This window comes from Arenibacter sp. P308M17, assembly GCF_003426735.1.
GTDB lineage: Bacteria > Bacteroidota > Bacteroidia > Flavobacteriales > Flavobacteriaceae > Arenibacter.
This window is the reverse complement of sequence record NZ_QVON01000001.1, coordinates 289,264-314,614: the sequence shown is the minus strand read 5'-3', so window position 1 is coordinate 314,614 and position 25,351 is coordinate 289,264. Positions and strand designations below refer to the sequence as shown.

Below are 25,351 nucleotides of genomic sequence, written 5' to 3'. Positions count from 1 at the left end.
AAATTAATAACAATGAACTTTTCAAAGAAAAATCACGGACACAAAAACAACAATAAAAATGTTGTGAGTAAAAAAGTAAGATTAACTACAACAATTATGGGAATGGTTATTATTGGACTAATTACGATGTCTTGTAAAGAAGCAAAAAAAGAAAACCCACAGGATAATACCTTGCGTTCAGAAACGGACAATCCGGAACAAGTAAATACCAAGGCCAACTTTAACGATGTAGAAACCGAGGCAATATTTCAGCATTATATTCATATTAAGACCGCCTTGGTAAATTCCGATATTGCCGAGGCACAATCGGGTGCAAGGATGCTCATTGAAAATACGGACAACGTTGCATTGAAATCCACCGCCTCGTCTATTGCAGATACCGATGATATAGAAATACAGCGAAAAGCATTTTCTGAAGTTACTGCCCAAATAGAGCCGCTCCTTAAAAAATCGTTGTCATCCGGGGAAATCTACAAACAATTTTGCCCTATGGCATTTAACAATGCTGGAGGATATTGGCTTTCCAATGACAAGTTAATCCAAAATCCGTATTATGGACAAAAGATGTTAAAATGCGGTACGATTACAGAGACAATTGAAAAACTATAAAACCATATCGTTATGGAAAATTCACAACAAAAAACAAAAAACAATTACACCACATTTTTTTTAATGTTAGGAGGTTCATTTATAGCAATGTATATTACTATGTACTTAAATACATATACTATTGACCATGTGTATTTTAGTTTGACACGGTTTTACATGACCTGTTTAGGTATTTCGGCAATGGCAGTTATAATGCTGCTCTTTATGCTAAAAATGTACAAAAACAAAAAAAAGAATATCGCTATTCTAATGGGTAGCCTTATCCTTTTTACCGGAGCTTTAGTTCTTGTAAGGACACAAAGACCAATAATAGGTGATGTCCTATGGATGAAAGCGATGATTCCCCACCATTCCATTGCCATTTTAACAAGTAAAAGAGCAGATATTAAAGATCCAGAAGTTAAAAAATTGGCAGATGACATCATTAAAGCTCAACAAAAGGAGATTGAAGAAATGAAAGCCATGATAAAACGAATGGAAAATGAAACAAATTAGGAACGATGAAAAAGTATATTATATATTTCGGAATATTAGCGCTGGGGTTTCTCATAGGTAGGCTGTTCTTTGGCAATTCTTCCAATAACGAAACAGAACATAATCATAATGAAGTGGCCGAACACAGTCAGATGTGGACCTGTTCCATGCACCCACAAATTATGCAAGCAGAACCGGGGGATTGCCCTATTTGCGGGATGGATCTGATTCCTGCAGAGGCAGGTGTAGATGGTTTAACAGCAGACCAATTTAAATTAACCCCTAATGCTATGGGATTGGCAAATATACAAACCACTGTAGTTGGTAATGGAACAACCGAAAATAATACTGTAAAGCTATCAGGTAAAATTGTTGAAAACGAAGAAGCCAATGTGGTCCAAGTGAGTTATTTTTCAGGAAGAATAGAGCGCTTGAATGTGAGTTTTACAGGAGAGGAGATTCGCAAGGGACAATTATTGGCCACTATTTATTCCCCAGAACTTTATGCTGCCCAACAAGAGCTGATTACGGCAGTTACCTTAAAAGAATCCCAACCAGCTTTGTACGAGGCTGTAAGGAACAAATTGAAACTTTGGAAACTAACAGAAATCCAAATAAATAAAATTGAAACCTCAGGTAAAGTACTTGAGAATTTTCCTGTATACGCTACCGTATCTGGTACGGTAACAGAAAAATTGGTAGCACAAGGCGATTACATAAAGCAAGGGCAACCCTTGCTTAAAATTGCTAATCTAACTACGGTTTGGGCAAATTTTGATGTGTATGAAAATCAAATAGACTTATTTAAAAGGGGCCAGGAGGTTATTGCAAGAACAAATGCATATCCAAATCAAGAATTTATAGGAACGGTAGATTTTATCGATCCTGTTTTAAATACCAAAACGCGTACGGTTAAGTTGCGTGTGGTCTTAAATAATAAAGAGGCCATTTTTAAACCGGGTATGTTTGTTGAGGGGAAAATTGAGGATTCTTCGTCGGAAAAAAAACACTCCCTAAATATACCATCAACAGCGGTCCTTTGGACTGGGGAACGTTCGGTCGTATATCTAAAAAGCAGCCCTGATGAACCTGTTTTCGAAATGCGAGAAGTTAAATTAGGTAAAACCATTGGAGAAAATTATGAAGTTTTAAATGGTTTGGACATGGATGATGAAATAGTCACCAATGGCACATTCACTATAGATGCAGCAGCACAATTGCAGGGCAAAAAGTCAATGATGAATAAAGAAAGTGGAAAAACATTGACTAGCCATGAAGGGCATGATGGTATGAACTAGGATTCATATTATTAAGCCTAATCAATTTGAAACAAGTAGCCTTAAGTTACGAAAACATTTGACAAAAATGTTGACGATTTGTGAACTCTATCCTTTGATATCAAATAAACCCATTTGATATCAAATAAACCCATTTGATATCAAAATTTATCTAAAACACTGTAAATCAGTTAAATTTATATCAAATTATACTGATTTACTAGTTAAAAAGTGACCTCACCAAGAATCGAACTTGGATCTAAAGTTTAGGAAACTTCTATTCTATCCGTTGAACTATGAGGCCATTCGCAATTCAATATTTTAAACCGCGGCTGCAAAAGTAAAATTTATTTGATAAAAAAACTCGATACTTTATGGATTGTTTTTGAATAATTGTAAGAGGGGGCGATTTTATCGCGTCCTTTTCCAATAAAAAGACGCTGTAAATCCTGTATCTAAGCCACAAAATACCGAAATCATTAACCAATTCCCACAATTGTTAAAAAGTCAAATTTGTAACAAGAGTCTGGGGATATTTTTTTACTTTGCTTGCTTAAACGTTTAAATTAGATTAAATTACTCACTATACCACCTATGCAAAAACGGAAATACACCCTTGGAATCGACTATGGAACGGATTCCGTAAGGACCATGATCGTAGATACCACCAATGGCCAGATTATGGGTCAGGCCGTTGCCCTTTACGAAAGATGGGGCCAGGGCCTCTACTGCCAACCGGAGACCAACCAATTTAGACAGCATCCCTTGGATTACATAGAAGGCCTAAAAAAAGCCGTTAAGGAGACCATTGCCCCCCTTTCCCAAGAAATTGTAAACAATATAGCCGCTATTTCCGTGGCCGCCACAGGCTCCACACCCATTGCCATTAATAAGGAAGGTACCCCCTTGGCAATGCTTCCCGGTTTTGAAGAAAATCCCAATGCCATGTTCATCCTGTGGAAAGACCATACGGCCATTGTAGAAGCCAAGGAAATTAATCAACTGGCACATCGTGAAAATGGCAAGGACTATACCGTATTTAGCGGTGGGGAATACTCCTCGGAATGGTTTTGGTCGAAAATATTACATACCCTGAGAGTAGATGAAGCTGTCCGCAAAGCGGCCTATTCCTGGGTAGAACACTGCGATTGGATTCCGGCACTGCTCACGGGAAATACCGATCCCCTGACCCTAAAAAGAAGTCGATGTGCGGCAGGGCATAAAGCCATGTGGCACACTGATTGGAATGGACTGCCCCCAGATACCTTTTGGTCCGGCTTGGACCCCCTCCTCTCCGGATTAAGAGACCGATTGTACACCGATACCTATACTTCCGATCATGCCGTAGGCACTATTTCCGAAGAATGGGCACAAATACTGGGGCTGCCCAAAGAGGTAATTATCGGTGCCGGATCCATAGACGCCCATATAGGGGCCATTGGCAGTGCCATAAAACCCTATCAAATGGTAAAAGTGATAGGTACCTCAACCTGTGATATGATCGTTGCTCCCAAGGAGGAAATAGGAAAAAAGGCGATCCGCGGTATCTGTGGACAGGTAGATGGCTCCATTATTCCAAACATGATAGGGCTGGAAGCCGGCCAAGCCGCCTTTGGCGACCTGTATGCCTGGTTCAGGGAAATGTTGCTGTGGCCCTCCAACAAAATTATTGGAAACAGTACCCTTTTGGATGCTGAAACCAAAACCAAATTATTGGAAGAAATGGCCGATGGCATCCTTAACGAATTGACATTGGCCGCCAGTAAAATAGAAATAGATACCTCTGGAATAATTGCGCTCGACTGGATGAACGGGAGGAGAACGCCGGACTCCAACCAAAGTCTTAAAGGAGCCATTCAAGGCCTTACCTTGGGAACTACGGCCCCACATATCTTTAGGGCCCTGGTGGAAGCTACCGCCTTTGGTTCCAAAAAAATAGTAGAACAATTTCAGGCAGAAGGGGTCCGCATAGACGGTATTATCGCCATTGGCGGGGTGGCCCAAAAGTCGGAATTCGTAATGCAGATCTTGGCCGACGTCCTCAACTTCCCCATCCGGATAATTAAATCGGAACAGACCTGTGCCCTTGGCGCCGCCATGGCAGCAGCGGTAGCTTCGGGAATCCACAAGACCTTTCTGGAGGCACAAAATGCCATGGGCAGCGGATTTCTAAAAGAATACTACCCCATCCCAGAAAATGTAAAAAAATACACGAAACTGTATGGGCAATACGGCTTCTTGGGCGACTTTATTGAAACCCAGGAATTACAGAAAATTTAAATAAATTAATTCAATACACCAAAATTCAAGTAATGCAAAACATACACAACCATTTAGGAGCTATCCCCAAAGTAGGAATAAGACCGGTAATCGACGCCCGTTTGGGCGGGATAAGGGAATCCTTGGAACAGACCACCATGGCCATGGCCGAACGTGTGGCCCATTTCCTTTCCAACAACCTAAGGAACTATAACGGCAGTAAGGTAGAATGCGTTATTGCGGATACCACCATTGGAAGGGTACCGGAGGCACAAAAATGCGAGGAAAAATTTCTTAGGGAAGGCGTAGGGCTTTCCATTACGGTAACCACTTGTTGGTGCTATGGAACGGAGACCATAGATATGAATCCCACCCGCCCCAAAGCTATTTGGGGATTTAACGGTACCGAAAGGCCCGGTGCGGTGTACTTGGCCGCCGCCTTGGCCGGACATGCCCAAAAAGGGGTGCCTGCCTTTAGTATCTACGGAAAGGAAGTGCAGGACTCCGATGATGAAAACATTCCCGAGGACGTGCAAAAGCTGTTGTTGCAATTTACCAAAGCCGGATTGGCAGTAGCCATGATGAACGGTAAATCTTATCTCTCCATAGGCTCCGTGTCCATGGGGATAGCCGGATCCATTGTAAACGAAAGTTTCTTTCAGGACTACTTGGGAATGCGGAACGAATATGTGGATATGAGCGAGGTAAACCGCAGGATGCAACTCGGGATATTTGATCCGGAAGAATTCGAAAAAGCCCTAAAATGGACCAAAGAACATTGTAGGGAAGGAAAAAATTACAATGCCAAGGAGTTACAAAAATCCCGGGGGCGTATGGATGAAGAATGGGAGACCATAGTAAAAATGACATTGATCTCCCGAGATCTTATGATAGGCAATCCCAAATTGGCCGCATTGGGCTTCGGGGAGGAGGCGCTAGGGCATGGTGCCATTGCTGCAGGATTCCAAGGGCAACGACAGTGGAACGACTATATGCCCAACGGGGATTTTATGGAGGCCATCCTTAACTCCTCCTTTGATTGGAATGGCATTCGCCCCCCCTATATGATGGCCACGGAAAATGACAGCCTTAACGGTATTTCCATGCTTTTTGGTTATCTTTTGACCAACCAGGCCCAAATGTTTTCGGATGTAAGGACGTATTGGAGTCCGGCTTCCGTAGAAAGGGTCACTGGTCATAAGCTACAAGGCAAGGCGGCAAATGGTATTATCCACCTTATCAATTCCGGCTCATCAACCCTGGATGGTACTGGCGAACAGGAAATAAACGGGAAGCCGGCCATGAAACCCTTCTGGGACATCTCAGAAACGGAAGCTGCAAAATGCTTGGAAGCTACAGATTGGCCTCCTGCCATGTATGAGTATTTTGGAGGGGGTGGATATTCCTCCCATTTTGTCACCAAAGGCGAAATGCCCGTAACCATGTGCCGGATAAATGTGGTAAAGGGCCTGGGCCCGGTTATGCAGATCGTGGAAGGATGGACGGTAGACCTGCCCGAAGAAGTACACCATACTTTGGATGCCAGGACCAATCCAACCTGGCCCACCACCTGGTTTGCCCCAAGATTGAACAATGACCAAGCATTTAAGGACGTGTACAGCGTTATGAACAATTGGGGAGCCAATCACGGGGCCTTCAGTTATGGGCATTTTGGGGACGAATTGATTACCCTTTGTTCCATGCTCAGAATTCCGGTAAATATGCATAATATTGAGCCAGAACGCATTTTTAGGCCCAAGGACTGGGCTTCGTTTGGTATGGATCAGGAATCTGCCGACTATAGGGCCTGCCAGAATTACGGTCCACTATACTAAATTGAAAAAAAGTACCTATTATTGATTGTTAAACGGACAAAACAAAATTACCATGAAAACCATTCCCTTTTTTTTAACAGTACTAACTTTTACAATTTTCTCCTGCAAGGATAAGGCAGAGAAAAAACCTTCAACGGAAGCGGATAAGAGCGGAAATGACATTACCGGTAATTTTACCTTGCCCCCGTTGTCCCAGCCAGGTGAAGGAGCCTATTTAAGTGGGGGACTTCTCTATCCTTTGGACAATAAGCCCACTCCGGAATGCCATGCCTCTACCATAGTAGAAACGCCTACCGGATTGGTATGTGCATTTTTTGCAGGTACCCATGAGCGAAATCCCGATGTCGGCATCCGGGTATCCAGAATGGTGAATGGCAAATGGACCTGGCCGGAAGAAGTGGCCAACGGGGTGCAAAACGACACCTTGCGTTATCCCCTATGGAATCCGGTACTATTTCAGCCCAAGGAAGGGCCACTCTTATTATTTTATAAAGAGGGACCGGATCCTAGGACTTGGTGGGGCATGTTAATGACCTCCTCCGATGACGGTAAAACATGGTCCAAACCCGAAAAAATGGGAATGGATGAAAAAATTGGCCACTTGTTGGGCCCAGTCAAAAACAAGCCTATCCAATTGGAAGACGGCACTATTATTAGCCCAACCAGTACAGAAATTATGTTGGACGACGGGGATGTGGATTGGATGGTACACTTTGAAATAAGCAAGGACAAGGGCAAGACATGGGAAGTTGTAGGGCCGATCAACGACGGTAAGGAATTTGATGCCATTCAGCCCAGCATCCTTACCTATCCCAATGGAAAAATGCAGGTACTGTGCAGGACACGGCAAAATGTAATCTCCCAAAGCTGGTCGGACGACCAAGGACAAACCTGGAGCAAAATGACCGCAACCGAACTTCCCAACCCCAATTCGGGCACCGATGCAGTAACACTTGCAGATAATAGGCAACTGCTTATATACAACCATACCACCAAAGAGGGAGAGGAGCCCAAGGGCAGAAATATGCTTAATTTGGCCATATCCGATAACGGTACCGATTGGAAACCTGTGATGACCTTGGAAAACGTACCGGCGGAATCCGGATACTCCTACCCTGCCATCATCCAGACCTCGGACGGCTTGGTGCACATTACCTATACCTATGTTAGACAGTCCGTAAAGCATGTGGTCATAGATCCGAAACAGCTATAATCCCAAGGTTGGGAGTATCCCTAAACAGATTAAAAATAAGTCTTGGAGTAAAATTGGGGTGAATTATGAAACACGGAAAGTGCATGGTTAAATTTCGGACTAGATTAGAAGAGCCCCTCCAAATTAAACCCACTTTCTTTTGTAATCACAAAAGAATTAATTATCATTGCTTAATCGATAAAGCTATACTAGCGATCTGAAAATCAGTTTCACTTGTTCTAACCCATTGATCCATTGTTTTAGCAGCAAAGTATTTTTAGGATTTTACAAGTAACCAACCCTTAAGTAGTGCAAATATCCTATTTTTAAACCTTATACGATATAACCTAAATAGCCAATAACAATGAAAAGTTTGGATTTAATAGTATTCTTCATTTACATAGGGGGGATAGCCCTTTTTGGGGGTTCATTTTTTAAGAAAAGTAGAACTTCCTCCTCTTATACCATGGGCAATAACGATATTCCTGGATGGGTGGTCACCATGTCCATTTTTGCCACCTTTGTCAGTAGTATAAGTTACCTTGCCCTACCTGGAAATGCCTATCAATCCAATTGGAACGCCTTGGCATTTAGCCTTTCCCTTCCCATTGCCTCCTTGATTGCAGTAAAATATTTTGTCCCCCTTTACAGAAAGATCAATAGCCCCTCTGCCTACACCTATATGGAACAACGTTTTGGCGCCTGGGCCAGGATCTATGTCTCGCTTTGTTATTTGCTTACCCAATTGATGCGGATCGGGACCATTTTATACCTCTTGGCGCTTACCTTGAATGCCATTGTTGGGTGGGACATGGTCACCATAATCATTTTTACGGGCCTGGTAGTTTCCATTTACTCCTTATTGGGCGGAATTACGGCCGTATTATGGACCGATGCCATACAGGGCATAATTCTAATAGTTGGTGCCCTGGTCTGTGTTGGATTTATTCTCTTTAATATGCCGGAAGGTCCCGGCCAGGTATTCGAAATAGCCTCGGAGAATGATAAATTTGGACTGGGAAGTTTTAGCCTTAGCCTTACCGAACCTACCTTTTGGGTGGTGCTGGTTTACGGTATATTCATTAACCTCCAAAATTATGGGATAGACCAGAATTATGTGCAACGCTATATGGCCTCGAAATCTGATAAGGAAGCTCGAAAATCGGCCCTGATCGGTGGCTTGATCTATTTGCCCATTTCCGTGGTATTTCTTTTTATAGGGACTTCCCTTTTTGCCTATTACCATTCGGCCGCCACTTTACCCATAGAACTCCAAGATATCAACAAAAGCGATAGCGTATTCCCCCATTTCATTGTAAATGCCCTGCCTGCAGGGATAACCGGACTAATGATCGCCTCTATCTTTGCAGCCGGAATGAGTACCATATCTACAAGTTTTAATAGTTCAGCAACCGTTTTTCTTACGGATTATTACAATAAATATTTTAAAAAGACGGCATCGGACAAAGAAGGGATGCGGGTACTCTATATTTCATCGGCAATCATAAGCGTTATCGGGATCGTTATCGCCATAGCCATGATCAATGTAAAAAGTGCCCTCGATGCCTGGTGGAAACTCTCTTCCATTTTTAGTGGGGGTATGCTGGGACTTTTGCTTTTGGGACTGTTCTCCAAAACCAAAAATGTAAAAGGGGCCCTTATCGGGGTATTGGCAGGTATTTTGGTCATTGTATGGATGAGTTTATCCGGCAGCATTTTCGGAGAGGATTCCCTTGGTGCTTCCTTCCATACCTATTTGACCATTGTATTTGGAACCGCGGCCATATTCATAGTGGGCTTCCTTATCTCCATAATCAATAAGAAAACCGATGAAATATATGAACATTAATTAAGAGACTGTCTAAACCTTATCCTTTGGTTCTTTTATATGTCTTTTCCCGCCATACATCAGCTATTTTTCGGTCCGTAGCTATGGCTATGAACCTCAAAATACCTTCGTCTGACAAAAACCTGCCTGCCGGCAGGCAGGAATACAACATAAAATATTCCAAGAACAAAATTTGGACAGTCTCTAAGAAAAAAGTTTTATTTTGCCTCTCACGGGATTTCATAAAAGGGGCAAATTGGTAGGTTGGCTGTAAGCAGTAAGCCATGAGTAATGAGTAATAAACAGTTGACAAAAAATTGCCAACTGAAAACTGTTTAATGAACACTGTCTACTGTCCAACTACCTTGAGGCGGGGTTTTAAGCTTTAACTGGGTAATAAATGCCGGTATTTGTATTTAGCATGAATTTCGTAATTTCAGCACCTTGTAACTATTGCCCACTAAATTAAATAACTTAACGTGAGTTCGACATAAAAATATTATCAACGCATTGATTTAATGTGAATTAAAATAAATGCTACGGTCCCCTCGAGCCTGCCCGTGCCGTTCAGGCGGGCGGAGTCGAGAGGTTATTTTACTGTAATGTATTTACATCCGCTCGACCGGACAGATGTCATATAAACAACTGATTTTAAATAAAATACTTATCGAACTCACGTTAACTTATTATTTAACAGCGAATTAAAATCTGATTGGCTACAATCTTCCAATTTTAACCCAATATGAGGATATGAAACCTAAAACATCATTAAAGGATATCGCAAAAGTTGTGGGTGTTTCCATCCCCTTGGTTTCATATGTTTTGAGCAATAAGGGTAAGGAGAACAGGGTATCCGAAAAGACGGCAAAACGAATAAGGGAGGTGGCCAAGGAATTGAACTATCACCCCAACTGGAATGCCAGAAGCCTTAAAACCAATAAAACTCGGTCCATAGGGGTTATTGTGGCGGATATTTCCAACCCGTTTTTTTCCAATCTGGCAAGGACCATTGAGGATGAAGCATTTTCCCAGGACTATACCGTAATATTTGGATCTTCGGACGAAAAGGTGGAAAAATTCAACAAGGTGTTGGATTTTCTTAAAATGAGACAGGTGGATGGTTTTATTATAGCAGCCCCTGAAGGTTCCAAAGATATTATTGCGGAACTGACAAAAACGGGTATTCCCTTTGTGCTGATCGATAGGTTCTTCAATGACCTTACTACCAATTACGTCGCAGTTGACAATTTTAAGGCTTCTATGCAGGCCACCAACTATTTGTTGGGAAAAGGCAACAAAAAAATAGGGGCCGTACTTTATAATTCAAGCATGCACCATTACAAAGAAAGGCATCAGGGCTACCTTGAAGCCCTTAAAAATGCTAGTGTGCCCGTTGATCCCAAATGGATAAAAAAAATTGATCACGGATCCCTAAAAGCGGAAATGAAAAGTGTCGTAAAGGAATTGGTACTGGAGGCCGGGGTGGATGCCATTTATTTTCATACCAATACCCTTGCCGAAGAAGGATTAACACAAATGTTGGGGTTGGACAGAAAGATATTAAAAAAGGTCAATGTGGTGGTTTTCGACCAAAATTCCTCCTATAATTTCTTGGAAGACCCTATCCCCTATCTCCATCAGCCTATTAAGGAAATAGGACAAAAAGCATTGCGAATTCTTATAGGACAGATCCAGGAACCCGACCAGGAGCTGCAGCAAATATCTTTTGACGCCAGATTGGAAAACAGCACCTTGTAACACTAAAAAAACCTTTAGTGTTACAATGCTTCCCAAACCCGTAAATCCCTTCAAAAAAAGGACTCCTAAATAAGATGATTGGGGAAATCCTTTACCTCTTCACAGCAAATTTGTTCCATTACCTGTTGTAGTTCCGTTTTTAAAAGTGAAATGGTATGGTCGCCCCCTTTGGCGCCCAATGCCGCAACCCCGTACATAAAGGAGCGCCCCAGAAAGGTAAATTCCGCCCCACTGGCCATGGTCCTAGCAATATCCGGACCCCCTCTCAGGCCACTGTCCATCATCACCTTTATTTGGTCCCCAAATTTTGCAGCTATCCTTGTTAAAGGTTTTATGGTAGATTCGCCGGCATCCAATTGCCTGCCCCCGTGATTGGACACTATAATCCCATCCAACCCTAATTTAATAGCACTCTCCGCATCGGCCTCATTGGCAACCCCTTTAATTACCAATTTGCCCTTCCACATATCCCTTATCGGTTTTATCTTCTCCTCATTTAACCTTCCGGTAAATGTCCTGTCCATAAATTTCCCCAATTGTGCCAGATCCAGGCCTTTGGGCATATAGGGTTTAAGGGTTTCAAAGTTGGGCTGTCCGTGTATTAAGGTCTGCATGGCCCAATTTGGCTTGCCCAATATCTGAAGTATATTCTTAATAGACATTTTAGGAGGCATGGCCAGTCCGTTGCGCACATCCCTTGGACGGAAACCAAAGGTGGGCACATCGGCCAAAATAACCAATACCGGGCATTCTGCCACTTCGGCCCTTTTAATAATATCGTTCCTAACGGCGTCTTCCGTAGGATGATAAAGTTGAAACCAGGCCTTTCCCTCGGTAATCTCGCTTATGCGCTCTATACTACTGGTGGTCACTGTACTTAGAATGAAGGGGATATTATGTTCAAAGGCCGATTTAGCCAAAATTTCAGGGGCTTTGGGCCACATTAATCCTTGTAGGCCCACAGGTGCAATTCCAAAAGGGGCATCATATACATGCCCGAACAATTCGGTCTTCATACTGGACCCGGTATGCTTGCTAAGGTAATAGGGCAATAACTCTATGTCCCTAATTTCAGCCGTATTCTTATGTAGGTTTACATCATCATTACAACCTCCGTCCAAGTACTCAAAGGCAAACTTGGGAATCCTTTTTTTGGCTTTGTTCCTTAAATCGGTAACGGATGGATATTTGCTATTGATCCTTATTTCCTTTTTATTCTCCATGGCATTCTAATCTGCAATTGTTCTTTAATTTTTCCCTTATAATTCCCGCTCCCATATTAATATTGTAAACTTATATGGGGCCTATAACTGAAACACCTTTTCCATAAGTAGCCATTTTTCACCGGGTTTGGCAAATGGAAGTGCCTGTTGGTATTTCCACATCAATTCCTCCCACTTTTCATTTTCCGGATACTTGGCATCGATCCTTGCCTTTTTTTCAAAGGAAAAATGGTCATCTGCATCAATTATCATAAACATGCGGTTCCTTACCCTATAGATTTCCATGTCCTTTATACCCGATTCCCTAAGACTTTGAAGGATTTCTGGCCATACTTCCTTATGGTAATCGTCATAGGCCTTGATCAACTCGGGATCATCCTTAAGGTCCAATGCCAAACAATATCGTTTCATTTTCCTATTTTTTGTTTATTATTCGTTGAAGTTTATTTATGTTCAAAGCTTTCATCCAGTGTCCTGTCAACCCTACTTTAGCCGTCCCAAGTCTTGTTCTTTTTCACCTGGATTTCGTTAAAAAACAGTTCCGTAGCTAAGGCTATGCAACATTTTTTTGCCTTGGCCAGATAAAAATTAACCGCGACTTAAACTACACAGTAGCATTAACACGACACTAGACTGGCAGTTCGTACTTCTTAAAGACCCGTAATCCGTACCAAGCTATATACACAAAACAGAGTGTAGGAAGGATAAAAGAAAAATTTACCTCGGTAGCCCCCATAATCTGAATGTCGTTTACCGCATTGCCGCCGGCATCAATAATCATTCCCTGCAATTTTGGCATTAGGGCACCGCCCACAATAGCCATCACCAGGCCGGCGGCACCAATCTTGGATTCCTCCTCATTAAGTCCGTTTAGCGCTATACCGTAGATGGTAGGGAACATAAGGGACATGAAAAAGGTAATTCCCACCAAACAGTACAATCCTATTATACCTTCTATATAAATGGTCCCCACACAACACAAGGTTGCAAATACGGCAAAGTACATCAATAATTTGCCCGGGCTCATAAAGCGCAACATATAGGTTCCGATTGCCCTGCCCACCAAGAAAAGGATAAAGGCGGCAAATTGGTAATTGGCGGCATCCTCACTGGAAATCCCTATGGCCTCGGCATATTGATATATATAGGTCCAGCACATAATCTGGGCACCTACATAAAATACCTGCGCCACAACACCCAACACATATTTCTTATTATTGAACAGCCCGCTAAAAGTATCCCTCAGACTGGGAATACCGCCTTCATCCTTGGCCTGCGGCATTTTACTTATGAGGATAAGGACAAAAACTGCCAAGATTACCAATCCTAAAATAACATAAGGATCTCGAATGACCATTAAATCCGTAGTCCTTATCAAGGCCTTTTGTGCCTCCTCCAAAGTGGAATAATCTGCAATATCGTCCGACTGCAATTTTTTAAGGACAAATTGCTGTGCCACTAAAAGGCCCAGCAATAATCCTACAGGATTAAAGGCTTGCGCCAAGTTTAAACGCTGGGTAGCGGTTTCGGGTGCGCCCATGGCCAAAATATAGGGATTGGCCGTGGTTTCCAAAAAAGCCAATCCGAAAGTTAGGACATAGAGCCCCAGACAAAAGAACCAAAATTGCTCGGTTATGGCAGCCGGGTAAAATAATAGGGCTCCTCCTGCGTATAGGGCCAACCCAATCAATACCCCCACCTTATAGGAGTATTTACGTACAAAAAGGGCTGCTGGCAACGCCATACAAAAGTAGCCTCCATAAAATGCCATCTGTACCCAGGCAGCTTGGGAATTGGAGAGTTCCAAAACCTTTTTAAAAGCCTGTACCATGGGATCGGTAACTGAGTTGGCAAAACCCCAAAGGGCGAATAAGGAGGTAATTAGAATAAAAGGAAGGAGTACCTTTTTGGATACAACGGGTGGTCTTTGGTCTTTCATTGGATTGTTGATTACAGTTTAACTTTTTAGATCACTTATATATAGGCTTCAATATTTATCTTTTTAAGAAATTGATCTGTCCAAATGGGTATACCCCCCATCCACAAAGAGCAATTGCCCGGTAGTGTGGCTAGATCTATTGGAAAGCAAAAAGGCCACGGTGCTTGCAATTTCCTCTGCAGTCGTCATCCGCTGTCCCAACGGAATTTTATCGGTTATGGCCTTTAATTTCTCTTCCGGATTGTCGAAGGTCTTGATCCATCGATCGTACAATGGGGTATAACATTCGGCCACAATGACGGCATTGACCCTTATATTATAGGGCAATAGTTCCACTGCCCACTCCCGTGTTATGGCATTGCGCCCACCATTGGCTGCGGCATAGCCCGAAGTCCCCCCCTGCCCCGTCACCGACGTCTTGGATCCTATATTTACAATAGATCCCCGGGATTTTTTTAATTCGGGCAAAGCATAGTGCGCCATTAAATAATAATGGGTAAGGTTTCGGTTTATAGATCTTAGAAAATCTTCATAATTCCCATTTTCCAGCCCTACTCCATCGTTGATACCGGCATTATTTACCACCCCATCAATCTTCCCATATTTTTCAACAGCACTTTCCACGGCAAGCCTGCATTGTTCCGGATCTGTAAGTTCGGCCATGGAATAGGATGCTTTTCCACCATTCTTTTCGATATCCGCAACCACCTCCAACATACTGCTTTCATCCCTGCCTATAATAACCGGAACGGCCCCTTCAGCGGCCAGTAGTATACTTATGCCATGACCGATTCCTTTGGAACCTCCAGTTACCAAAATTACTTTATCCTTTAATTGTAAATCCATTATCCTATTAATTAAATTCCATTATCCTCAGCAAAATAGGCACTAAATCCTTAATTTGTCCTAAAGCGACCGAATCTATAATTTTTATTCGTAATCTACTTCATTTTATCATATCAAATTTCTCAATTCTTTTATTGGCACCATTTCATTTTTAACTTGAAACACTTTATAGCGTTTCCTCCTATCATTGAAGATTATTGGAATGCCTCATCCGGATAGGCAATCTGCTCCCCAGTATCTTTCCTTGAAGGTAATTGGGCCTCCACTTTCCTTAAGTAATCCGATAATATCTTGGCCAACTCCTTTGCTTTTTCCGGCCGCTCCACTACCAAATTTTTGGTCTCCCCAATATCTTCCCTCAGGTTGAACAGTTCCATACTACCGTCATTGTAATAGTAAATAAATTTCCAATCGCCCACTCTGGTAGTACTGGAAGCTCCTATTCCCGGTCCCGATGGCCCCCATTCATTGGGGTAATGCCAAAATAAGGGCCTTGTTCCATCCATGGATTTGCCTGTAAGAACGGGAAGAAAACTAACCCCATCCACTGGCTGCACTGTTTCATAGTTTTCAATACCTGCCATTTCCAAAATGGTCGGGTAGAAATCTTCGATGATAAGCGGTTGGTCTTCAACCGAATTAGGCTCTATTTTCCCTGGCCATTTTACCAACATGGGCTCACGGATACCTCCTTCACGAGCGGAACCTTTACCGCTGCTCAAGGGTTTGTTATGGGTATGTTTTTCCCCTCCCCTTGCCACTGCACTGAGTCCGCCGTTATCAGACATGAACAGGATAATAGTGTTGTCGGAAACATTTTTGTCTTCCAGATAATCCATAATATCTCCCAAACTCTTGTCCATTCCCTCCACCAATGATGCGTATTTGGCCTCGGTGGAATCCAGTCCCTTGTCATAATATTTCTGAACAAATCTACTATCGGCCATTATCGGGGTATGTACGGCATAATGTGCCATGTACAGGAAGAAAGGTCTGTCTTTTCCCAAGGCGGCATCCATGGCCAATTTTGCCTCTTGGGTTATGGCCTCGGTCAAAAATATATCCGTGCCGTGGTATTTTTCCAATCCTGGTACCGCCCATATCTCTTTGCCCTTTTTACCATTTCCAAAATAATCACTTCCCAAATAACTTTGGGGAGCTCCGGCGGCATGTCCCGCTATATTTACTTCAAAACCAAGATTCAATGGGTTCTCTCCAGGGGTGCCTATGGCCCCCAAATGCGCTTTCCCCGAGTGTATGGTATAGTATCCCGCATCCTTCAGGATTTGTGGCAATGGGGTAGCGTGTACGGCTTTTTCCGTACCGGCAACCGGACTCATCCCGTTTACGTTCCATTCCGAAAATTTCAGCGTTTTGTGATTGGTCTCCATGGGCTGCAATTTGTCCTTGTGCAAGGTCCAGTTGGTAACCCTATGTCTGGCCGCATTCATTCCTGTCATTAGGCTTACCCTGGTGGGTGAACAGACTGCAGTGGAATAGGCTTGGGTAAATTTCATTCCTTCCTGGGCCAAACGCTCCATATTAGGGGTTTGATAAAGATCATTGTACGGGGTTCTTTTATCCCAAAAAGGTACCGAAGTATCCTGCCAGCCCATATCGTCTACAAAAAACAGGACAATATTGGGAGCTTGGGGAGCCTTCCCATTTTTTTGGCTGGCTTTATCCCTACATCCTAAAATTAGGAATCCAAGGACCAGAAAACTTAAGAACCGTGACACCATGGCGTTTCGTTTTTTTACCTTAATTTAATTACTTTCTATTACATCCCCATCCTCGCGATATAGATCCACCTTACCATCCAACATAACTGCTAGAACGGTCATGTTTTCATCCAGCACATGTTCCGGTAACTTTATATAATTGATTCCCGGGTAATGGCTCCAATATACCTTCCCAATTACCTGATGGGATAATTTAGTGCCTTCGCCCACCACGTAAATACGATTGATGTTGTTTTTCAATCCCCGAATCACGACCTCCCCATTCGGATTGCCCTTAACGAATAGATACAGGATGTTCCCATCTTTTGACAAGGTAGATGGGCCATAGAAATGTTCTTTTGGAATGCCGGACCGCGTCCCGTAAATAGCCTCTTTATGTTTGTTGGTCCAACGGCCCAAACCTTCCAATATGGCTACCTGTTCTTCCGGAATACTTCCATCTCCCTTGGGACCAATATCCAGCAATAGGTTGCCCCCATTTCCAATAACATCCGCAAAAATCCCGATAATTTGATCGGTGGTCTTATAATTGTGGTCATTTTTCTGGAACCCCCATGAATCGTTCATGGTAAGGCATAATTCCCAAAATTTATTCTTTGGTCTCGTAATGGGCATTCCCTGTTCCGGGGTAGCATAATCTCCCTGTTCCCTAAGTCTGGAATTCAAAATGATATTGGGATTCGTGTCAAAAAGCATCTGCCTTACCTTGGGCACTTGCCATTCCTCCGAATTGTGTTCCCAATCCCCGTCGAACCAATATAGATCGGGATTATAGTTGTCCGACAATTCCTTTAGTTGGCCTTGGTAATAGCTAAGGAATTTGTTCCATCGGTTTGGTTCTTCGGAAATTTTGTACCTAATGGAGTCTCTCGTAAAATGGGTGTAATCATGGTATGACCAATCGGGCAACGAATAATATATGCCCACCTTTATATTATTTTTTCGGAGTTCGGATACAAAAGGGGTTAACACATCGCGCTTTGCCGCAGCACTTTTAACCGCATTAAAATCCCCAAACTTGGTATCCCATAAGGCAAAGCCTTCGTGATGTTTGGAAGTGATCACCGAATATTTGGCGCCACTGCGCTTTATCAAATCGGCCCAGGCCTGTGGGTCGTATTTTTTGGCGGTGAACCCTTTGGTCTGTTTCATATAATTTTCATGGGAAATATACCCATTATAAAAGGACCAGGATTCGTCTATCCCATTTACGGAATATAAGCCCCAGTGGATAAAAATACCCAATTTAGCATCCTTGAACCATTGCATTTTCCGTTCTTTTTGATGAACGGTATCCTCTGCCACTTCTTGGCCAAAATTAGCTGTAACGGTCAAAAGAAAAGTAAGGGCAATCAAAAACTTCATGTATTATAGTATTTAACGTATTTTATTTCAAATCCCAATCATCCGTCCTAAAAGCGGATGCCGGTAGGCCCTCCGAATTATAAAGATTGGGCAAGGCCCCGTTGGTAAAGGCAAAACGAACTTCCACGGGATGCTTTACCTTAGAGGAAGATAGTATTACGGTATTACGATCAATCTTTGCCTTTGCAGGATAAAATACCCTATCTTCCCCTGCAACATAAAACTCGCGCAGTTCCTTTCCCTTTTGCATTAAACCCTTGTCGGCATAATCAAAACTGAGGACAATTTTTTTGTTCTTAACTTCCTTTGACCTAAAGATAGGACCAGAATATTCAAACCCTTTTTTTCCATAGGTTTTGGCCAAGGCCCATAGTGCCAAACGCTGCCCTACATCCTGCTTGTTTATGGGATGAATATTTTCCAAATTCCCGATATCATTGGTGACCACCATGCCCGTATTGGCCAAATTGTTCATGGTATGCAGTTGCGCATCCCTGACATGTGCCGCATCGGTTCCTTTTGGGTCGTCATATTTATAGGGGGCAATCTGTACAAAATAGAAGGGCAGGTCCTTGCCCCATTCCTCCCTCCACGATTTGATCATCAAGGGAAAGGATTTGTAATAGGAAATAGGATTTACCCTATTGGATTCCCCTTGGTACCAAATACATCCTGCTATATTGAATTTGGTAATGGGATGTATCATAGCATTGTAGGTCAAACCTGGGTTACTGGGCCACCAGGCCACCTCATTCAGTTTTTTCGATGCCTCCGCCAATTCGGCATCCTTGGTTATCAACTCTTTTTTTAACCATACTTCAACAGGTGTACCCCCCCAACTAGAGTTAATAAGGCCTACCGGAACAGATAGATTCTTATACAACTCCCTTCCAAAGAAATAAGCTACGGAACTAAATTTCTCCATAGTTTCAGCTGTACAGACTTCCCATTTTCCCTTTAATTGATCCTGCGGATGTTCCGAAACCTGCTGTGCTACCTGAAAAAAACGTATCTCAGGGTAATTGGCATTTTTAATCTCCTCATCCACATTTTCCAATCCGTTTTTAGGGGTCCATTGCATATTGCTCTGTCCTGAACCCAACCAAACTTCCCCTATCAGTACATTCGTCAACTCCAATTTCTCGTGGCCCTCCACAATTAGGCTGTAAGTGCCCCCCGCCTTTGGGGTGGGCAATTGAAGGGACCAACTTCCCTGAAAGGCTTTGGTCGTTACTTTTTCATTGTTCCAGGTCCCATATACCGTAATATCCTCACTGGTACTTGTTGTCCATCCCCAAATAGTGACATTCGAATCTTGCTGTAGTACCATATTATCCGAAAGAATGGAAGGAAGCCAAATTTCTGCATAGGTATTGGCAACGGATAGCAGCAGCAGTAAGCCCAACAATTTTTTTCTATTTTTCATCTGTTTATATTTATTGCTTGCCTGTTCGGCAGACAGTTTTTTATCGGTCAGACCTGCCCGACTTCTTCGTTCCGGCGGGTGTAATATCCAAGTAGTCATTTTCGTCCCGATAATTATCGGGAGGTTTGAAAATTTTGCCAATGGATATTTCATAATTATTCCTGTTTATTGATTTTAAAATAATTATCCCTAATTAATTTACCCCATACCTTGTAGCCGTCTGCCATTAAATGTATGCCATCTTGGGAAAGCAAATCGGGTTTTAAGAATCCCTTTTCATTGGAGAATTCATTGATCAGATTGTAATAGAACACCTTTTTTCCATCTCCATGGTGTTTTATCAGGGCATGTACCTTATGGTACTTCTCCCTTCTATCCGTATTGGGGTCCAAGCCGGTGGGCAGGGGACCAAACAACATTATTTTTGTGGAAGGCGAAAATTTTTGCCTTGCTAAGCCCAGTACTTTTCCTATGCCGTCCGCAATTTCTTCCGCAGTATTGTCACCAAAATTGTTCACGCCAATGGTCAATACCACCACCTTTGGTCTGGCGGCTTCATAGCTACCATTATCTAGACGATATAAAATATGCTGGGTACGGTCCCCGGAAATACCGGCACCGATCCAATTTAAATCCTTAAAATATAGTTCCATGGCTTCTTTACCGGGGGCATAGGTAACATTAGGTCTTTTTCCGCCCCAGCCTTGGGTAATGGAATTCCCTATGAGCAGCAAATCGGTTTCCTTGGAGGTCCTGCACAGGGAATCAATATCATTGGCCTGGGCCCACCAATCCTTTCCTTCCTTCCAACCGGCACCCGATCTAAATTCCGCACTAGGCGCTGGAATTTGGGCAAAATTTACCTTCTGCCCTGTTGCGTTAAGGATAAAGTTGACCATCGGAGTCGGATTTTCCAAACTATGGGGATGATGCCCTACCCCCTCCTTGTAAATTACATGGATGTTGCCCCCATGGGCTTTGATTCCATCTTCAAATGGCTTGGTATTTTCTTCAATAGGTACCACCTCATCGGCAGCACCACATACGTGCATCATGGGATAACCTCCTTTTGCTATGGATGCTATCTTTTGAATGGGGTTACCCTTAAATTTGGATACCTCTTTTTCGTTCTTTAAATGGTACACCTTTTTAAAGGTCTCCCAATCATTGGCACTTCCCTTACCCTTTCCCATTCCGCCCGGCCAGCTCTTGCCATCAAGAACAGGGGCATCTGCGTAAACACAGGCTACTTTTTCCGGATTTTTTTCGGCCCAATTATAAATAATCAACCCTCCCCGACTCATTCCTTCCAGCACTACTTTTTTGGAGAGTCCGGCCTGGGTCATGAACCCATAAAACCGGTCCCAACGTTCAATGGCTTCGGGACCACCGTACAAATTGGCCACATCACAATAGGCAATATGAAAGCCCCTTTCCAATAAGGCTATATCGGTTTGTGGTTCATGGCCCCAAAAGCGGGCCCTAAGTACCCAAGGAGCTCCAGGTGCCACTTTCTTGGGCTTTACCACCTTACATAGGGTGCCCTTAAGTTCAAAATTAGTGAGGGAATACCCATAAAAATTTTCGGATTCCAGCACTTTTATTTCCTTGGATTTTGGTATATCTATCTTTACAGTTTCCTTTTGGATTACAGCTTCATATAATCTTTTGGCAATGACCGTAGCCCCAAGGGAGGAAGGGTGCACCTTATCTGGCAAGAGGCCCGGTTGATCTATAAACAGCTGGTACAGGTCCAATACCTCCAAATTGGTCCTGTAGGCGACCTTGCGGGTTATGGGGGCGATTTTATTTTTGATGACCTCGTTCCATATTCCGGTGGTATCGGCAGTAAAGGCAGGAACAGGAAGTAAAAGAATTATCCTAGCGTGTTCATTTTCTGTTTTAAAACTATTGATCAGGTCTATATAATCACTCTCGAAATCGGCCAAATGAATCCTATTTTGGAGCTTGGTATCATTGGTGCCCAATTTTATAAAAACAACATCGGGCTTAAATTCCAGTGCCTTGGAATAGGCCTCCGCTTCCCAATAGGGTTTATCCCCCTTTTTTAAGAGGGTTCTTCCGCCCACCCCAAAATTCCGTACTTCATATGTATTCCCCAACATGGACTGTAATTGTTCCGGATACGCATTTTTTTCCCTATTGGCCACTCCCGAACCATAGGTAATACTGTTTCCCACACAGGCAATTTTAATGGGGTCCTGAAAGGTGGCCCCTACGGATCCCGTTATTGAAAATAATCCAAAAAGTAAAAATAATAAATGCTTCTTAATCATATCTTTCTGAAATCCTCCCTGTTTTTGGTTGGATATTATTTGGTTTTAAATTCCCAAGTTACCTTTTTGTTATAGCTATAGGGCTTCCCCTTTTCAGGGCTTCCAATTTTCCCGACCAACTTTCCTTTCCGGTCCTTTTTTACCTGTATTTTGACCTCCGAGTATTGTCCCTTTTCGAAATCGAAGCTTAGTCCATCATCATCATAAAGGGTATATTCACCCTCCTTGGTGCCATAATGACGAATAATCAGGTCTACCTTTTCCCCTACTTTTGGGGCCTGTCTTTGGGTAGGCCGCATGGGGATTATGCCTCCATCCCTGACAAAGAGCGGTATTTTTTCCATTCCGGGGGTTACGGTGATAAGCTCGTTTTCCCCAACAAATTCCCCACTGTAGAAATCGAACCATTTTCCTTTTGGGAGAATAACCGTTCTCTCCGTCTCACCTTCGAACATAGGGGCTACCAAAATATTGTCGCCCATCATATACTGATCCTTTATTTCACTTTTAATGGCTACTTTATAGGGGTTGTCCGTTGAGTCCAATTCCCCTTCTGCTACCTCTTGGGAGTAAGAAAATCCCTCTACCAAATTCATGGCCCTAAAAGGGGGCAGGCCTTCAAAATGATATTGGGAAAAGGTAGAATAGATATAGGGCAATAACTGCATCCTTAAATTGGCTACTTCCCTGACGGCCTCTTCCACTTCGGGAAAAGACCAGGGTTTGGTACCGTCCGCCCAGGCATTCAGCATGGCCATAGATGAAAAGCAAACAGATTGCATTCTCCTTAACCACTCCTCCGCCGTCTTGGAGGCACGTACCTCCGGTGTCCATAACACCCCGATAAAGCTGCTATTGACCAAGGCCGTTATAAAATCCTTATGACTGTAGTAATCGTTGTAAATCACATAGGGCAAGGCACTCGCCCCTGCATTGGATGCCCTTACCAGACCATAGGTCCTCTGATTTTTTTCCTTGAACCATTTTGCGGTCATGTCCTGAATTAGTAGGCCATAGACCTGTCGCATTTGTTCCCCGCTATAACCGGAAGGAAATGTAGCTACGTCCGGCCATACCCAAAAATCAAAACCATCAACCTCATCGATCTTATAGCCGCTGACCCCAAGGTCCAAATGATTTTGAACAAAGTGTTCCTTTAGAATATCCCTGGTTTCGGGAAGCATCAAATCGGGTACGATTCCGTTCCACACGGTATGTGAAGCGGAAAGACCTTTTAATTTCGGATAAAGGGAACCTACCGGGGATACATAGGGATTCAGCCATAAGTTGGTTCTTATCCCCTCTGCCAATAATTCGTTATTGAACTTTTTTGGATCCGGAAACCTTGTACTGTCCCATTCAAAGGTACAGGGATAGGCCATGCTGTGCCAGCCTGGCTCCACTCCGATAAAGTCTAAGGGAAAATCATGGTCCTTAAACTCCTGGGCTTCTTTGGCAATATCGTCCTGGCTATAAAGTGTAGGTACCCTCTGGGTAAATCCCAGGCCCCATTTTGGGGGAATATACCCCCCTCCATTATACAAATTATAGCGTTGTACCGCCTCCATGGGCGTAGTACCCCCATATATATAGACATCGGTTCCCTTTGCCGGTACCAAAATTTCCACGGCATCGGAATAGGGCTGTGCCTGCCATTGCGGATCTGTGTTCCTGTCCCTCAACACCGGTTTATCGTCCGCATCTACCCTAATACCTGTCCCGGCATATACGGTGATATACCTGGCCGCGTCTATCAGTACCCCATACCCTTTGGAAGATACATAAAAAGGAACAGGGGCGTGTGTACGGCCATCATCACGACCCCCATAGTGGTCCACGTGCAATTGCATGATTCTACCTCTCTGATGTACCGTTTTAAAATTGAGTCCCAAACCATAAATTTGCTCTTTCCTGGACAATGGAAACTGCAAATAGATCTTCCCGTCCATTATTTTTGTTTTGATCCTATCTTTTGGTAAAGGAAAAACGGTGGCCGGCAATTTGTTCAAGGCATTCACCTTGGGCTTTATATCTGCAGCCCGAAGCAGGCTTATATCCTCAGGTTCCCCTACACTGGCTTTCCAGATGCCATTTTCAATCTCGGTCCATTCCAGGTCCTGTCCAAAAATAAGTGGACTATATAGGGTAAGGACAAAACACAAAACGATTACATAGAACTTGGAATTCATGCTGCTTGGAATTATTAAATTAAATTTTCACTGTTAACCTCTCGACTCCATTCCAGGGGACACTATAGCGTTTAATATACAAGGCCCTGTCAAGACCCGGACCGATTCTCAAATTAAAATATGCCATTCTGGAGAGAACCATCCAATAAAATTAGGGTAATATCAAAATTAATTTGAATTATTTCCCGCTGTAGGCCCTTGCCGTTTGCTTGGAACTTCCAAGTCCTTCAATTCCCAATTCCACTACATCGCCAGCTTTTAAATATTTAGGTGGATTAAATCCTAAGCCTACCCCAAATGGCGTTCCCGTAGAAATAATATCCCCGGGCAACAAGGTCATAAACTGACTTATATAGCTTACCACCTCCTGCACTTTGAAAATAAAATCGGAAGTGGAACTATCCTGTACCGTTTCCCCGTTTAATTTTAACCATAAGTGTAAATTGTTGGGGTCTTTAATTTCATCCTTGGTGGCAATAAAAGGTCCTACGGGGGCAAAGGTGTCACAACTTTTTCCTTTTACCCATTGACCTTCCCTTTCTATTTGAAAGGCCCTCTCACTGTAGTCGTTGTGCAATACGTATCCGGCAACATGGTCCAAGGCGTTGGCCTCCGACACATAGGATGCCTTTTTACCTATAACCACTGCCAATTCCACTTCCCAATCTGTTTTTTCGCTACCTTTTGGAATGATCACATCATCGTTGGGACCCACCATGGCAGAAGTGGCCTTAAAGAACAAAACCGGTTCCTTGGGTACTGCCATTCCGCTTTCTGCTGCGTGTTTGGCATAATTTAGCCCTACACAAACAATTTTTGATGGTCTCACCAAGGGCGCGCCCAAACGGACGCTATCATCCACTTTAGGACAATTGCCTTCATTCTTTGCCAACCAATCCTTTAGTTGGGCCAAACCATCCGTTCCAAAAAAATCTTCATTATAATCCCTTCCAAAGGCCGATACGTCCAATCGGGTACCATTTTCCAATTGAACCCCAGGTTTTTCCTGTCCTATTTCTCCAAATCGTACTAATTTCATTTGTTTTTATTTATTCAGTTATTGTTTATTATGATATGTTTCTAGTTTCTGGT

17 protein-coding genes, 1 tRNA gene and 1 pseudogene are annotated in these 25,351 nt (G+C 43.1%); 8 read left to right on the top strand and 11 right to left on the bottom strand.

Annotated elements, in window-relative coordinates; genetic code table 11:
* Positions 1-12 precede the first annotated feature (12 nt).
* From D0S24_RS01330 to D0S24_RS01320, 3 genes and pseudogenes are all read left to right on the top strand, one after another.
* Positions 13-609, top strand: a complete 597-nt coding sequence (locus D0S24_RS01330) for a DUF3347 domain-containing protein (RefSeq protein WP_117018060.1) — start codon at positions 13-15, stop codon at positions 607-609.
* Between the two features lie 12 nt (positions 610-621).
* On the top strand, positions 622-1,104 hold the full coding sequence (locus D0S24_RS01325) for a DUF305 domain-containing protein (RefSeq protein ID WP_117018059.1): 483 nt from the start codon (positions 622-624) through the stop codon (positions 1,102-1,104).
* A gap of 5 nt (positions 1,105-1,109) precedes the next feature.
* Positions 1,110-2,375, top strand: a pseudogene (locus tag D0S24_RS01320) (efflux RND transporter periplasmic adaptor subunit); the annotation flags it as partial.
* A 217-nt stretch (positions 2,376-2,592) separates the two neighbouring features.
* Here D0S24_RS01320 and D0S24_RS01315 read toward each other — a convergent pair.
* Positions 2,593-2,664, bottom strand: a tRNA-Arg gene (locus D0S24_RS01315).
* A gap of 290 nt (positions 2,665-2,954) precedes the next feature.
* On the opposite strand from D0S24_RS01315, the gene D0S24_RS01310 reads away from it, so the two are divergent.
* The 5 genes from D0S24_RS01310 (at position 2,955) to D0S24_RS01285 (ending at position 11,232) form a co-directional block, all read left to right on the top strand.
* Positions 2,955-4,640 carry a ribulokinase gene (locus D0S24_RS01310; protein ID WP_117018057.1) on the top strand — a complete coding sequence of 562 codons (1,686 nt, stop codon included), beginning with the start codon at positions 2,955-2,957 and terminating at the stop codon, positions 4,638-4,640.
* A gap of 32 nt (positions 4,641-4,672) precedes the next feature.
* The gene (locus D0S24_RS01305) at positions 4,673-6,454 is read left to right on the top strand and encodes an L-fucose isomerase (RefSeq protein ID WP_117018056.1); all 1,782 of its coding nucleotides are present in this window, start codon (positions 4,673-4,675) and stop codon (positions 6,452-6,454) included.
* Positions 6,455-6,506: 52 nt separating this feature from the next.
* Complete coding sequence (locus D0S24_RS01300) at positions 6,507-7,667, top strand: exo-alpha-sialidase (RefSeq protein WP_117018555.1); 1,161 nt, start codon at positions 6,507-6,509, stop codon at positions 7,665-7,667.
* Between the two features lie 343 nt (positions 7,668-8,010).
* Positions 8,011-9,495, top strand: coding sequence for a sodium:solute symporter (locus D0S24_RS01295; protein WP_117018055.1), 1,485 nt, complete (start codon positions 8,011-8,013; stop codon positions 9,493-9,495).
* 729 nt (positions 9,496-10,224) lie between these two features.
* Positions 10,225-11,232 (top strand): LacI family DNA-binding transcriptional regulator, encoded by a 1,008-nt coding sequence (locus D0S24_RS01285; protein ID WP_117018053.1) that lies wholly within the window; start codon positions 10,225-10,227, stop codon positions 11,230-11,232.
* A gap of 65 nt (positions 11,233-11,297) precedes the next feature.
* Here the strand turns inward: D0S24_RS01285 and D0S24_RS01280 are convergent, their stop codons facing one another.
* From D0S24_RS01280 to D0S24_RS01235, 10 genes are all read right to left on the bottom strand, one after another.
* Positions 11,298-12,455, bottom strand: a complete 1,158-nt coding sequence (locus D0S24_RS01280; RefSeq protein ID WP_117018052.1) for an alpha-hydroxy acid oxidase — start codon at positions 12,453-12,455, stop codon at positions 11,298-11,300.
* A gap of 81 nt (positions 12,456-12,536) precedes the next feature.
* Positions 12,537-12,866 carry an L-rhamnose mutarotase gene (locus D0S24_RS01275; RefSeq protein WP_117018051.1) on the bottom strand — a complete coding sequence of 110 codons (330 nt, stop codon included), beginning with the start codon at positions 12,864-12,866 and terminating at the stop codon, positions 12,537-12,539.
* Positions 12,867-13,083: 217 nt separating this feature from the next.
* A complete protein-coding gene (gene fucP / locus D0S24_RS01270) occupies positions 13,084-14,394 on the bottom strand; it encodes an L-fucose:H+ symporter permease (RefSeq protein WP_117018050.1) in 1,311 nt (436 codons plus the stop codon).
* A gap of 63 nt (positions 14,395-14,457) precedes the next feature.
* Positions 14,458-15,240, bottom strand: coding sequence for an SDR family oxidoreductase (locus D0S24_RS01265; RefSeq protein ID WP_117018049.1), 783 nt, complete (start codon positions 15,238-15,240; stop codon positions 14,458-14,460).
* Between the two features lie 194 nt (positions 15,241-15,434).
* Positions 15,435-16,982 carry a sulfatase gene (locus D0S24_RS01260; RefSeq protein WP_117018048.1) on the bottom strand — a complete coding sequence of 516 codons (1,548 nt, stop codon included), beginning with the start codon at positions 16,980-16,982 and terminating at the stop codon, positions 15,435-15,437.
* Between the two features lie 24 nt (positions 16,983-17,006).
* A complete protein-coding gene (locus D0S24_RS01255; RefSeq protein ID WP_117018047.1) occupies positions 17,007-18,347 on the bottom strand; it encodes an alpha-L-fucosidase in 1,341 nt (446 codons plus the stop codon).
* Positions 18,348-18,369: 22 nt separating this feature from the next.
* Positions 18,370-19,773, bottom strand: a complete 1,404-nt coding sequence (locus D0S24_RS01250) for a sialate O-acetylesterase (RefSeq protein WP_117018554.1) — start codon at positions 19,771-19,773, stop codon at positions 18,370-18,372.
* A 155-nt stretch (positions 19,774-19,928) separates the two neighbouring features.
* Complete coding sequence (locus tag D0S24_RS01245) at positions 19,929-22,070, bottom strand: GDSL-type esterase/lipase family protein (RefSeq protein WP_117018046.1); 2,142 nt, start codon at positions 22,068-22,070, stop codon at positions 19,929-19,931.
* Positions 22,071-22,105: 35 nt separating this feature from the next.
* The gene (locus D0S24_RS01240) at positions 22,106-24,259 is read right to left on the bottom strand and encodes a TIM-barrel domain-containing protein (protein ID WP_117018045.1); all 2,154 of its coding nucleotides are present in this window, start codon (positions 24,257-24,259) and stop codon (positions 22,106-22,108) included.
* 178 nt (positions 24,260-24,437) lie between these two features.
* Positions 24,438-25,298, bottom strand: a complete 861-nt coding sequence (locus D0S24_RS01235) for a fumarylacetoacetate hydrolase family protein (RefSeq protein ID WP_117018044.1) — start codon at positions 25,296-25,298, stop codon at positions 24,438-24,440.
* Positions 25,299-25,351: the final 53 nt, after the last annotated feature.